General features: G+C 72.4%; 11 protein-coding genes. 4 read left to right on the top strand and 7 right to left on the bottom strand.

Annotated elements, in window-relative coordinates; genetic code table 11:
* Positions 1 to 14 precede the first annotated feature (14 nt).
* Positions 15 to 1,373: a GH1 family beta-glucosidase gene (locus ACFRIC_RS05085; RefSeq protein ID WP_382780800.1), complete on the top strand. Its 1,359-nt coding sequence runs from the start codon at positions 15 to 17 to the stop codon at positions 1,371 to 1,373.
* A 132-nt stretch (positions 1,374 to 1,505) separates the two neighbouring features.
* Here ACFRIC_RS05085 and ACFRIC_RS05080 read toward each other — a convergent pair whose 3' ends face one another.
* The 7 genes from ACFRIC_RS05080 to ACFRIC_RS05050 all read right to left on the bottom strand — a co-directional run bounded on the left by ACFRIC_RS05080 (position 1,506) and on the right by ACFRIC_RS05050 (position 9,634).
* On the bottom strand, positions 1,506 to 2,939 hold the full coding sequence (locus ACFRIC_RS05080; protein WP_382779550.1) for an aminobutyraldehyde dehydrogenase: 1,434 nt from the start codon (positions 2,937 to 2,939) through the stop codon (positions 1,506 to 1,508).
* Positions 2,932 to 4,251, bottom strand: coding sequence for a flavin monoamine oxidase family protein (locus ACFRIC_RS05075; protein WP_382779547.1), 1,320 nt, complete (start codon positions 4,249 to 4,251; stop codon positions 2,932 to 2,934). Before ACFRIC_RS05075 ends, ACFRIC_RS05080 begins: the two co-directional genes overlap by 8 nt.
* A 30-nt stretch (positions 4,252 to 4,281) precedes the next feature.
* Positions 4,282 to 5,352 (bottom strand): ABC transporter ATP-binding protein, encoded by a 1,071-nt coding sequence (locus tag ACFRIC_RS05070; protein ID WP_382779543.1) that lies wholly within the window; start codon positions 5,350 to 5,352, stop codon positions 4,282 to 4,284.
* A gap of 3 nt (positions 5,353 to 5,355) precedes the next feature.
* On the bottom strand, positions 5,356 to 6,246 hold the full coding sequence (locus ACFRIC_RS05065; protein WP_382779540.1) for an ABC transporter permease: 891 nt from the start codon (positions 6,244 to 6,246) through the stop codon (positions 5,356 to 5,358).
* The gene (locus tag ACFRIC_RS05060; protein ID WP_382779538.1) at positions 6,243 to 7,139 is read right to left on the bottom strand and encodes an ABC transporter permease; all 897 of its coding nucleotides are present in this window, start codon (positions 7,137 to 7,139) and stop codon (positions 6,243 to 6,245) included. Before ACFRIC_RS05060 ends, ACFRIC_RS05065 begins: the two co-directional genes overlap by 4 nt.
* 3 nt (positions 7,140 to 7,142) lie before the next feature.
* Positions 7,143 to 8,267: a spermidine/putrescine ABC transporter substrate-binding protein gene (locus ACFRIC_RS05055; protein WP_382779535.1), complete on the bottom strand. Its 1,125-nt coding sequence runs from the start codon at positions 8,265 to 8,267 to the stop codon at positions 7,143 to 7,145.
* Between the two features lie 191 nt (positions 8,268 to 8,458).
* The gene (locus tag ACFRIC_RS05050) at positions 8,459 to 9,634 is read right to left on the bottom strand and encodes an aromatic ring-hydroxylating dioxygenase subunit alpha (protein WP_382779532.1); all 1,176 of its coding nucleotides are present in this window, start codon (positions 9,632 to 9,634) and stop codon (positions 8,459 to 8,461) included.
* A gap of 426 nt (positions 9,635 to 10,060) precedes the next feature.
* On the opposite strand from ACFRIC_RS05050, the gene ACFRIC_RS05045 reads away from it, so the two are divergent.
* Genes ACFRIC_RS05045 through ACFRIC_RS05035 form a run of 3 tightly spaced genes read left to right on the top strand, consistent with a single transcriptional unit; the run spans position 10,061 to position 11,964 of the window.
* Complete coding sequence (locus ACFRIC_RS05045) at positions 10,061 to 10,468, top strand: hypothetical protein (protein WP_382779530.1); 408 nt, start codon at positions 10,061 to 10,063, stop codon at positions 10,466 to 10,468.
* Positions 10,465 to 11,715 carry an NADH-ubiquinone oxidoreductase-F iron-sulfur binding region domain-containing protein gene (locus tag ACFRIC_RS05040; RefSeq protein ID WP_382779527.1) on the top strand — a complete coding sequence of 417 codons (1,251 nt, stop codon included), beginning with the start codon at positions 10,465 to 10,467 and terminating at the stop codon, positions 11,713 to 11,715. The genes ACFRIC_RS05045 and ACFRIC_RS05040 overlap by 4 nt, the downstream gene beginning before the upstream one ends.
* A gap of 57 nt (positions 11,716 to 11,772) precedes the next feature.
* Positions 11,773 to 11,964 (top strand): ferredoxin, encoded by a 192-nt coding sequence (locus ACFRIC_RS05035; RefSeq protein WP_382779524.1) that lies wholly within the window; start codon positions 11,773 to 11,775, stop codon positions 11,962 to 11,964.

Genomic DNA, 11,964 nt, shown 5'->3' with positions numbered 1-11,964 from the left:
ACGAAGGGACTTCAGTGACCATCGACCTTGCCGCCCTCCCGGAGGACTTCCTTTGGGGCACGGCCACGTCGGCCTATCAGATCGAGGGTGCCGTGGCCGAGGACGGCCGCTCCCCCTCCATCTGGGACACGTTCTCGCACACGCCCGGCAAGATCGACAACGGCGACGACGGGGACGTCGCCTGCGATCACTACCACCGGTGGCGCGAGGACATCGATCTCATGCGCCGGCTCGGCACCAACGCCTACCGGCTGTCCGTCGCCTGGCCCCGGGTGATGCCGGGCGGCGACGGCCCGGTCAACGCCAAGGGCCTCGACTACTACGACGCGTTGATCGACGGTCTGCTGGAGGCGGGCATCACGCCCTCGGTCACGCTCTACCACTGGGACCTGCCGCAGGTGCTCCAGGACCGGGGCGGCTGGCCCGCCCGTGACACCGCGCACCACCTCGCCGCCTACGCCTCGGCGGTGGCGGAGCGGCTCGGCGACCGCGTCCAGCACTGGACCACCCTCAACGAGCCGCTGTGCTCGGCCTGGATCGGCCACCTGGAGGGGCGGATGGCCCCCGGCCTGACCGATCTCACGGCCGCCGTCCGCGCCTCGTACCACCTCCTGCTCGGGCACGGTCTCGCCACGCAGGCGATCCGCGCGGCCGTGCCGGGAGCGCAGATCGGCATCGTCAACAACCTGGGCAGCATCGTGGCCGCCACCGACCGTCCGGAGGACGTCGCGGCGGCGAAGCGGCAGGACGGGCACACCAACCGCTGGTGGCTCGACCCGGTGCACGGCCGCGGCTTCCCCGCCGACATGGTCGAGGTCTACGGGGTCGAACTCCCGGAGGTCGCGGGGGACCTGGAGACGATGGCGGCGCCGCTGGACTGGCTGGGGCTGAACTACTACTTCCCGTCCCACGTGGTCGACGACCCGACCGGTCCGGCCCCGTACGCGCGGCAGATCAGCCGGACCGGCGTGCCCGTCACGGCCATGGACTGGGAGGTCGAGGCCGCGGGGATCGAACGTCTGCTGCTGCGCCTGACGAACGAGTACGGCGCCCGCAAGCTGTACGTCACGGAGAACGGCTCCGCCTATCCGGACGTCGTACGTCCCGACGGCACCGTGGACGACCCGGAGCGCGTCGCCTACCTCGAACAGCATCTGGCGGCCTGCGCCTCGGCGGTCCGCAAGGGTGCTCCGCTGGCCGGCTACTTCGCCTGGTCGCTGCTCGACAACTTCGAGTGGGCGTACGGCTACGACAAGCGGTTCGGGCTCGTGCACGTCGACTACAAGACGCAGGTGCGCACGATCAAGGGCAGCGGTCACCGCTACGCGGAGATCGTCCGGGGACACCGCGGGGGCGCCAGCAAGGCGGCCTAGTCTCCCGGAGGGCACGAAACCTTAGGGCGTGTCCCGGAAACCTCTGTCGGCCGGGGTGTTCGCACCCCGGCCGATCTCGTCCAGGGCGGCCGTCAGCTCGGGGGCCACCACCTGGCGCACCCAGGCGGCCCGTCACATCATGACGTGCTTGACCTGCGTGTAGTCGAGCAGCCCGGTGAGCGACAGATCGCTGCCGTGACCGGAGTGCCGTACGCCTCCGTGCGGCATCTCCGACACCGTGGTGCCGTGGGTGTTGACCCAGACGATCCCGGTGCGCAGGGCGCGGCTCGCGCGCATGACCCGGTCGTGATCGCGTGTCCAGACGCTGGCGGCGAGTCCCTGCGGTACGGCGTTGGCCAGTTCGAAGGCCTCGGACTCGTCGGTGAACGGCTGGACCGTCACGACCGGACCGAACACCTCGCTCTGCACGATCTCGTCGTCCTGGCGCACCCCCGCGACCACCGTGGCCTGGTGGAAGTACCCGGGCCGGTCCAGCTGCACGCCTCCCGTGACGACCTCGGCATGGTCGGGCAGGGTCTCCAGCAGACGGCGTACGGAGGCGAGCTGGGCCGCGTTGTTGAGCGGGCCGAAGTCGGCGTCCGGGTCGTCGGGGCCGCCGGGGACCTGCTGGGCGGCCCGTTCGGCGAAGGCGTCGAGGAAGGCGTCGTGGATCCGGTGGTGGACCAGGACCCTGGTGGCGGCGGTGCAGTCCTGGCCCGCGTTGTAGAAGGCCAGCGACGAGAGCTGCCCTACGGCGTCGTCCAGGTCGGCGTCCTCGTGGATCAGCACGGGTGCGTTGCCGCCGAGCTCCAGGTGGAGCCGTTTGAGGTCGGCGGCCGCGGCCGCGGCGATCTGCTGTCCGGCGCGGACGCTCCCGGTGAGGGCGACGAGCCGCACGGCGGGATGGGCGACCAGCAGGCGGCCGGTGTCACGGTCGCCGCAGACGACGTTGAGTACACCGGGCGGCAGGTGCTCGGCGGCCAGCCGGGCCAGGAGCGTGGCGGAGGAGGGCGTGCTGTCGGACGGCTTGAGGACGACGGTGTTGCCGGCGGCGAGCGCTGGGGCGATCTTCCACACGGCCATCATCAGCGGGTAGTTCCACGGGGTGATCTGCGCGCAGACGCCGATGGGTTCCCGGCGCAGCACGGAGGTGCGGCCGGGGGTGTACTCGGCGGCCGCGGCGCCGGGCAGGTTGCGCGCGGCGCCGGCGAAGTAGCGCAGCACGTCGGCGATCGCGGGCAGTTCGTCGGCGAGGAAGAGGGCACGGGGTTTGCCGGTGTCGGCGACCTCGGCGCTCGCCACGGCGTCGGCGTGCCGCTCCAGCGCGTCGGCGATGCGCAGCAGCGCGCCCTGGCGCTGCTGCGGGGTGGTGGCCGACCACACGTGCTGGGCGTTCTCGGCCGCGCGGCAGGCGTCGTCGACGTCGTCGGTGCCGGAGAGCGGAGCGGTGCCGTGGAGGCGTCCGGTGGCCGGGTCGATCAGGCGCAGGGTGGCGCCCGACGCGGCGGGTGTCTCCTTGCCGCCGATGTGGTTGAGGACGGTTGCCGGGCGGGCGTTGTCAGCCACGGAGCAGTGCCTCCTTCGCTGCGGCGCGGCCGGTGCGGACGGCGCCTTCCATGTATCCGGCGACCCACTGGTCGGATCCGCAGACGTAGAACGGGGGTTCGTGGGTGCCGTGCGACGGCCCCACGGCCATCACCTCGCCCGGCGGCCACTGGGTGACGTAGCCCTGTGTCCAGGGGTCGCTGCCCCACAGCCGCAGGTAGCAGGCGAGCGGTCGGCGGGCCTCGTCGCCGTACAGGCCGGCGATCTCGGCGAGCAGTTCGGGGGTGCGCAAGTGGGGCGGGGTGCCCAGCAGGACGCCGTAGCGCTCCGGCGGGACCAGTGCGGACAGGACGCCCTCGTTCTGGGGCCAGGTGCTGCCGAGGACGCCCTCGGACTCGGAGAGGCCGTTCAGATCGTCCGCGCGCCAGAAGGGACGGTCGTAGACGGCGGCGAACTTGGCCGCCGTCGCCTGCCGTTGCCGGTGCAGGGAGGCGAGGCGCGCCTCGCTCACGCCGCTGACGGCGACGGACCGCAGCGGTCCCACGGGCAGGGCGCTCACCACGGCCCCGGCGGTGAGGACCTCGCCGGTGACGAGGCGGACGGTGCAGCGGCCGGGGTGTACGTCGAGGGCGGCGACGGGTGAGCCGAGGCGAACGCGGGGGCCGAGTTCGCGGCCCATCACCTCGGCCAGGGACGCCGAGCCCTCGGCGAGCCGCAGCCCTTCCCAGTCGTCGTAGTCGTAGTCGCCCGGGCCGGACGCGGGGACGACGGCGCTCTTGCGCAGTGCGGCCAGCAGGGAGATCCGCTCGTAGGAGCCTCCGGCGAGGGCCAGCTGGCCGATCTCCCACAGGCGGACGACGGCGGGGGTGGCGTGCCGGGAGCGCAGCCAGGCACCCACGGACAGCCGGTCCAGGGCGGCCGCGTCCGGGTGGGACCAGGGGTCGCCGGGGTCGACGGTGGCGGCCAGGGCGGCGAACTCGGCGCCGAGCCGGGCGTGGAGGGCCGCGTCGCCGTCGCCGAACCAGTGCGGGGGCTCACCGGCGGAGCTGCCCTCCGGCGTGGCGCGGACCATCCGGCCCGGCTCGGCCACGTAGCTGGGCACCAGCTTCAGTCCCAGTTCCGCGGCGAGGTCGAGGTAGGCGGTGTGGGCGCGGCCGACGACCTCCCCGCCGAGCTGGACGGTACGGCCGTCGGGGAGGCGAGCCTGTTCGACCCGGCCGCCGACCCGGTCCCTGGCCTCCAGGACGAGTACGTCGGTGCCGGCGGCGGCCAGGTCCCGGGCGGCGGCGAGCCCGGCCAGCCCGGCACCGAGAACGATCACGTCGTGATGCATCGGTTTCGCTTTCAGATCGGGTGGGGGCGGTCAGGCGAGGACGAGGCAGTGCTCGGGCCGCCAGCCGAACTCGACCGTCTCGCCGCCGCTCCAGCGGTCCTCCATGCGGGCGCGCGCCGTGTTCTGCTCCAGCACGGACAGGGTGACGCCGGGCGCGAGTTCGATCAGATAGGTGGTGGTGGGGCCGCAGTAGACGGTCTCGCGGATGACTCCGCGCAGCACCGGCATGCCCGGTTCGAAGTCGGACAGCCAGACCTTCTCGGGGCGTACGGAGACGCTGACCGAGGTGCCGTCGGCGATGGCGGCTCGGGGGCCGACGGGCAGGGCGGGTCCCTGGTCGAGGGTGACCTCGCCGCCGCGGTAGGTGCCGGTCATCAGGTTGGAGGTGCCCATGAAGGAGGCGACGAAGCGGCCGGCGGGGTGCTCGTACACGTCCTCGGGGGTGCCGCACTGCTCGACGCGGCCCTCGTTCATGACACAGATCCGGTCCGACATGGTCAGTGCCTCGTCCTGGTCGTGGGTGACGAAGACGAAGGTGATGCCGACCTCGCGCTGGATCTGCTTGAGCTCCACCTGCATCTGGCGGCGCAGCTTCAGGTCGAGGGCCGCGAGCGGTTCGTCGAGCAGGAGGACGGCCGGCCGGTTGACCAGGGCGCGGGCGAGGGCGACGCGCTGGCGCTGGCCGCCGGAGAGGGTGCGGGGCTTGCGCCCGGCGAAGCCGTCGAGCTGGACCAGTTCCAGCATCTCGCCGACGCGGCGCCGGATCTCCGCCTTCTCGACGCCCTTGCGCTTGAGGCCGAAGGCGACGTTGTCGGCGATGCTGAGGTGGTCGAACAGGGCGTAGCTCTGGAAGACGGTGTTGACGTTGCGCTTGTTCGGGGGCAGCGCGGTCACGTCTTCGCCCGCGAGCAGCACCGATCCCTCCGTGGGATCGGTGAAGCCGCCGATCATGCGCAGTGAGGTGGTCTTGCCGCAGCCGGAGGGGCCGAGCAGGGAGAAGAAGAGGCCGGCCTCGATGTCGAGGTTCAGGTCGCGGACGGCGTAGGTGTCCGCGAACCGCTTGGAGACGCCGGCGAGGCGGACGGCGTGGGTCTCGTCCATGGGTCAGCTCCCGGAGAGGATGTCGAGGCCGCCGCGGCGGCCGAACAGGCGCGGAATGAAGAGGGCCAGGGCGATCAGGCCGATGGATCCGGCGAGCATCAGCGTGCCGACGGCGTTGATGGTGGGCTGCACCCCGAAGCGGATCGCCGAGTAGATCCGCACCGACAGCGGCTGGGGGTCGACGCCGGTGGTGAAGTAGGCGAGGACGAAGTCGTCGAAGACGAGCGCGAAGATCAGTACGGCGGCGGCGAGCACCGCGGGCAGCAGGGCGGGCAGGGTGACCAGGCGGACCGCCTGCCAGCGGGTGGCCCCGAGGTCCATCGCGGCCTCCTCCACCTCGGGGTTCAGGGCCGCGACCCGGGAGCGGAGGATCACGGTGACGTAGGAGATGGAGAAGGTGATCTCCGAGACCATCACCGTGCCGGTGGACAGGGTCACGCCCAGGCCCTTGAACAGGAGCATCGACGCGACGCCGGTGACGATCTCGGGGGTGATCAGGGGTACGAGCATGATCAGGCCGGCCAGGGAGCCGAGCCGGGTGCGGCACCGGACCAGTCCGAGGGCCAGGGCGACGCCGAGGACGATCGAGCCGGCCGTCGCCACCAGGGAGATGCGCAGGCTCGTGCCCAGCGAGGAGATCAGGACGTCGTCGTGGACGAAGGCGCGGTACCAGCGCAGGCTGAACCCGCTGAAGACGGTGAGGGACTTCTGGGAGTTGAAGGAGAACAGCGTCACCACGGCGATGGGCAGGTAGAGCAGCGCGAAGAAGAGGGCGGTGACGGCGACGAGGACGCGGGGCTTGCGGTCGGCGCGGCCGCGCCGGGTGCGGGTGCGTGCGGCGGGCCGGTCGGTGGCGGGGGCCGCGGTGGTGGTGGGCGGGCTGAGCTGGGTCATCGGCGGGCCTCCGCCTCGTCCTTGCGGGTGCGCCTGAGGTAGCCGAGCATCCCGACCAGCAGGACGAGCATGAGCAGCAGGGTGAGCGCGGATCCGAGCGGCCAGTTCTGGCCCTGGAAGAACTTGTCCTGGATGAGGTTGCCGATCATGATCTGGTCCGGTCCGCCCATCAGTTGCGCGCTGACGAAGTCGCCCATGGCGGGCAGGAAGACGAGGACCAGTCCGGCCGCCGCGCCCTGCCGGGTGGCGGGCAGGGTGACGTGGAGGAAGGTCCGCACCGGGCCGCCGTAGAGGTCGCGGCCGGCCTCGATGAGGGAGACGTCGAGCCGCTCCAGGGCCGCGTACAGCGGGATGATCATGAAGACGACGAATCCGTAGACGAGTCCCGCGATCACGCCGACGCCGGTGTTGAGGATCTTCGTGTCGCCGTCGGCCAGTCCCGCGGCGCGCAGGGCCCGCAGCAGCGGTCCGTCGTCGGACAGGACCACCGACCAGCCATACATGCGCACGAGATAGTTGGCGAAGAACGGCACGACGATCGCGGCGATGAGCGCGTGTTTCCAGCGGCCGCCGTGCAGGGCGATGGTGTACGCCACCGGGTAGGCGATCAGCAGGCAGATCACGCAGGTCAGCAGGGCGTAGCCGAGGGAGCGTGCCAGTACCTCGGTGTAGGCGGGGTCGGCCAGGGCTCGGATGCTGGAGAGGTCGAACCCGAAGCGGGGGTTGCCGAGTTCGTCGGTGGTGCCGACGGTGAGGACGGCGACCAGCACCAGGGAGGCGATCAGGAACCCGGTCATCCACAGGGTGCCGGGGAGCATGAACCAGGTCCACATGCGGGTGCCGGTGGCGTCCGGGCCGCGGCCGGGGCGCGAGGGGGGAGGCGTCGGTGTCATGTCTCAGCCCGCCTTCACATGGGTCCAGGCGGTGTCGCGCGCGTCCTCGGCCGCGTGGCTCCCGTTGCGGAAGAACAGGTCGGCCTTGAGGTCGGCCTCGGTGACGAGGCACTCGGGGAAGGGTTTGACGAGTTCGGCGTAGACCTTCTCGGAGCCGGCCACCGGCATGGGGTAGCCGATGTACTCGATGTTCTTCTTCACGTTCTCCGGCCGGAGCATGAAGTCGATGAACAGCATCGCGGTGCCGGGGTGCGGGGCGTTCCAGGGGATGGCGTAGCAGTCGGAGTTGATCGGTGTCCCCTCCTTGGGCGCCTGGAAGCCGAACACGGAGGGGTCCTTGGCCTGGTTGAGCATGGCGGCCATGTCGCCGCTCCAGGCCTGGGTCATGACGGCGTTGCCGTTGAGCAGGTTGTTGTAGCTGTCGCTGGAGAAGCCGCGCAGCCGTGGGCGCAGGGTGCCCAGCAGGTCGGTGATGCGGTCGAGGTCGCCCGGGTCGCCGGTGCTGACGTCGAGGCCGAGTTCCAGGGCTCCCATGCCGAGGACCTCGTCACGGTCGTCCAGCAGGAAGACCTTGCCCCTGGCCCGGTCGCTCCACAGGTCCTTCCAGGATCCGGTCAGCTCGCCGATCCGGTCGCGCCGCCAGCCGATGCCTGTCTTGTAGGCGGTGAAGGGGACGGTGTGCGCGGAGCCGGGGTCGTACCAGGGGTCGGCGAAGTAGGAGTGGGCGCCGAACACGTCCTTGGCGTGGCTGAGCTGCGTGTGGTCGATCCGGCGCAGCCGGCCGCCGCGAGCCAGGCGCTGGGCCCATTTGGCGCTGGGGAAGACGATGTCGTAGCGGTTGCCCGCGTTGAGCTTGGCGACCATGCCTTCCATCGAGTCGAAGTTCGACTGGACGACGCTGACGCCGTACTCCTTCTCGAACCCTTTGAAGACGGACGGGTCGACGTAGTCGGCCCAGTTGAAGTAGACGAGATCGCCGTCGACGCGTGCGCGGACCGGGGCCAGGTCCTTGTCGTCGGGTGTTCTGGCGGGCATGAACCCGCAGCCTCCGACCGCGGCGCCCAGCAGGCCGCCGGCGCCCGCCCGCAGCAGGGCGCGTCGGGTCGGTGGTGGTACCTCGGGGGACATGGAGCGTCCTCTCCGTCGAGGAACGGCACGACAGTCCAGGGCGGGACCGGCTGGTCGGCTCGCGGAGGCCCTGTGACTCCGTGGTGAGGACCGGTCTGGGAAGGGTACGGACGTGCGTCAGTGGTGCCGGGGTAAGCCGGCCGGGAGGAGTGCGACGCGCCGGTGGGGCCCGGCCGCGGGACGGCGGGGCGTCACCGGCCGTCCTCTTCCAGGTCGCGGCGGATCCGGCGGGCGAACCAGCCGACGGCGGCCTCGCGGTGCGAGAGCGGGCCGGGCTCGAAGCCGGGCGTGGACAGGCCCGCCTGCACGCGCTCGACCAGTTCGGCGTCCTCGTCGTTCGTCACCCAGCCGATGTGGATGTTCAGCCGCCGCGCGATCCTGGTGCGCAGGCTCTCCCCGCGCCTCGTGTAGAACGCGCCGGGGATCGCCGCCCGGTCCTGGGCGGTCGGCAGGGCGGTCCACGCGAGCACGTGGTCAGGGTAGAAGTCGATGAGCGTGTTCGGATAGATCACTGCGTAACGCCAGACCCGCCGGTCGGCCTCGGTCAGCCCCGGCATCGGGGTGGCGAGCCGCTGGTAGAGGCGCTCCGTCCAGTTGGAGGACGGCTTGTCCCGCAGCGGTGACTCGAACAGGACGTAGTTCTCCTGTACGTCCACCGTGTACGCCTGGTAGTCGAGCAGTCGCATCAGCGCGGGGTGGGCGACGGGGACGTGGTAGCCCTCCAGGTAGTTGTCGACGATCACCTTCCAGTTGGCGTTCTGCTGTTCGCCGGCGGTGACGTCGTGGATGCGGTGCTTGCCGACCGGTGTGAGGCCGGGTCCCGCGTAGTGGCCGACGGCCTCGGCGAGCCCGGCGCAGGTCTCGGCGAGCGGGGTGGCCTCCAGGTCGAGGTTGACGAAGACGAAGCCGAGGAAGGACTCCACGTTGACCGGGTGCAGTCCGAGCCGGGGCTTGTCCAGGCAGGGGATCCGGCGCGCCTCGGGGGCGCCGACGAGGCGTCCGTCGAGCTTGTAGGTCCAGCCGTGGTACGGGCAGCGGATCGCCTTGCCCTCCGGCTCCGGGCCGGTGACCAGGCGGGTTCCGCGGTGGCGGCAGACGTTGAGGTGGGCGGCGAGGCCGCCGTCCTCGGTGCGCACGACCAGGACCTCCCGGCCGGCGGCGGTGGCCGTCAGCCGGGCGCCCGGGCCGGGGAGGTCGGACTCGTGGCAGACGAGCTGCCAGGACTTGGCGAAGACGCGTTCGGTCTCCGCGGCCGCGACGGCCGGATCCGTGTAGTAGCGGGCGGACAGGGCCTCGCCGGGGTGATCGGGGGTCTCGCTCGGCGGACCGGGCGGCGCGGTGGCCGCCTGGGTGGTCGAGGGGTTCATGAAGTCCTCCTCCGCGCCGCGCGGGGCGGCGATGGGCGGTGAGGCTGTGACCGGGACGGGCCGCGGGTTCCCCATGGGGGCCCGCGGGATCCGGCTGACTAATTGGTTAGTCAGACTGGGACCGACGCGGTGGCAAGTCAAGGCTTGTGGGCTGACTAATTAGTTAGTTAGTCTCTCGCTCCAGGCGGACGGGCCGATCCCGCAGGGACAACGGTGGGTCGTCCCGGCCGCCCGCGGACCACCGATCCGCGCAGCCCGGCCCTCCCGATCAGGACAGCCGCACGTCACGCGGTACACGGCCCCGGCCGGTACTCCGCACGGCTCCCCGCCACGCACAGCGAGCGGCGGAGCATCTCCCCCGTCACGCCGTCGCCGCGCCTCCCCGCTCCCCCGCCGGGAGCGGGGAGCGCCCCCGGAGGCACGCACATGAGCGCTCGCCGACATCTGGCATGGCTCGGTCTCACACCGGAGCCCGAACAGGAACTGCCCGTGGCCGTGGCCGCGCTGCGGGCCTCGGCGGCCGGCCGGCCGCCGTCGGTCCTCGTGGCCGAGGAGAGACGGCACGTAGAGCGGCTGGTGCTGCGCGGCACGCAGCGAAGCTGGCTGCGCTACCTGGGCGAGGTGACCGACCTGGTGGTGGCCGCCGCCGAGGAGCCGGGGCCGGCCGGTCCCGGACCGGCTCTGCTGGCCGGTGAGGTGGTCCTCGACCACCACCGGATGCTGATCGGCCTGCCCGGCTCCGGCTACGACCGGACCAGAGCCCAGCGGCAGGCCCTGGAACACGCGGTGGACCGCCTGAGATCCCGCTGCGGCGAGCACTGGAGCACCGTATGACCGGCGTATTCTCCCTACTCCCCGAAGGGCGGCACGGGCTGCTCGCCCGGCCGCCCGGCAGCGCCGCGGGCCCTTCCTCGTACGAGGACTCCTCCCGCTATCTCGCCGCCGGCGGGTACGCGCCGGTGTCCGCTCCCGGCACGCTGCTCGACCGGATCGGCGCGGCGGGGCTGCGCGGCCGGGGCGGCGCCGGATTCCCCGCGGCCGTCAAACTGCGCGCCGTCCGCGACGCTCCCGGCACGCCCGTCGTCGTGGCCAATGGCGAGGAGGGCGAGCCGGGCTCCGTGAAGGACCGCTGGCTGCTGCGATACCGGCCGCACCTGGTGCTGGACGGCCTGCGCCTGGCGGCCGCCGTGACCGGTGCCGGGCGCGGCTGCGTCTACCTCTCCGACGCCCGGGCCGAGCGGGCCGTGCTGCGGGCCCTCGCCGAGCGGCCCGCCGGCCTGCGGGTGGACGTCGTACGCACGCCCCACTCCTACGTCGCCGGGGAGGAGAGCGCGGTCGTACGGCGGATCGACGGCGGTCCGGCGCTGCCTACGGCCAAACCCCCGCGCCCCTTCGAACGCGGCGTCGGCGGGGCGCCGACGCTGGTCGCCAACGTGGAGACACTGGCCCGCGTCGCCCTGCTGCACTCCCGGCCCGAGGCCGCCGCCGAGGTCGCCGGCGCCCATCTGGTCACCCTGTCCGGGTCCGACGGCCGATCGGCCCTGGCCGAGGTCCCCGCCGGTACCCGCCTGGACGCCCTCGCCGACGCCTGGGGGCACGGCAAGGCCGAGGCCGTTCTGCTGGGGGGACTGTTCGGCGGACTGCACGGCGCGGGCTGGGCGGACCTGCCGCTCGACCTGGAGGGGCTGCGCGCCGCCGGTGGCGCACTCGGCTGCGGGGCCCTGTACTTCCTGCACCCCGGGGACTGTCCGGTCGGCGTCGCGAGCGAGGCGACCGCCTATCTCGCCGCCCAGAGCGCCCGGCAGTGCGGGGTGTGCGTCTCCGGCACCGGGGCGCTCGCCGGGGCCCTGTCCGCCGTCGCCCGCGGCACGGCCGACCCGGGCACTCCGGACAGGCTGCGGCGCTGGTCCGGGCAGTTGCCCGGACGCGGGGCCTGCGGGCTCCTGGACGCCGCCGCGCGGATCGCCGCCAGCCTCCTCACCCATTTCCCCGACCGTCTCGAGGAACACCGGGACTGTCCCGGCTGCGCCGGCGCGGTGGCCCCCGAGGACGGACGCCGATTCCTGGTGGCCGTGCCCTGACACGCCCTCCCCCGCCCCCTCGCTCCGCTCCCCTCCCCTCCCAGAAAGGGCCGCACCATGAAACTGCTGCTGGACGCCACTCTCTGCCAGGGCTACGGCCTGTGCCGCGAACCCGCGCCCGAGCTGATCGACCTCGACGACTTCGGTTACGCGCAACTGATCGAGACCTGCGTGCCGCCGGGCGGCGAGGACGCCGCCGTGGCCGCCGTCGCCGCCTGCCCCAACTCCGCGCTGCGGCTGGTGAAGTGA

This window comes from Streptomyces sp. NPDC056738, assembly GCF_042790435.1.
Lineage (GTDB): Bacteria > Actinomycetota > Actinomycetes > Streptomycetales > Streptomycetaceae > Streptomyces.
Note: the sequence above shows the minus strand (reverse complement) of the source record. Positions and strands in the feature narration are given on the sequence as shown.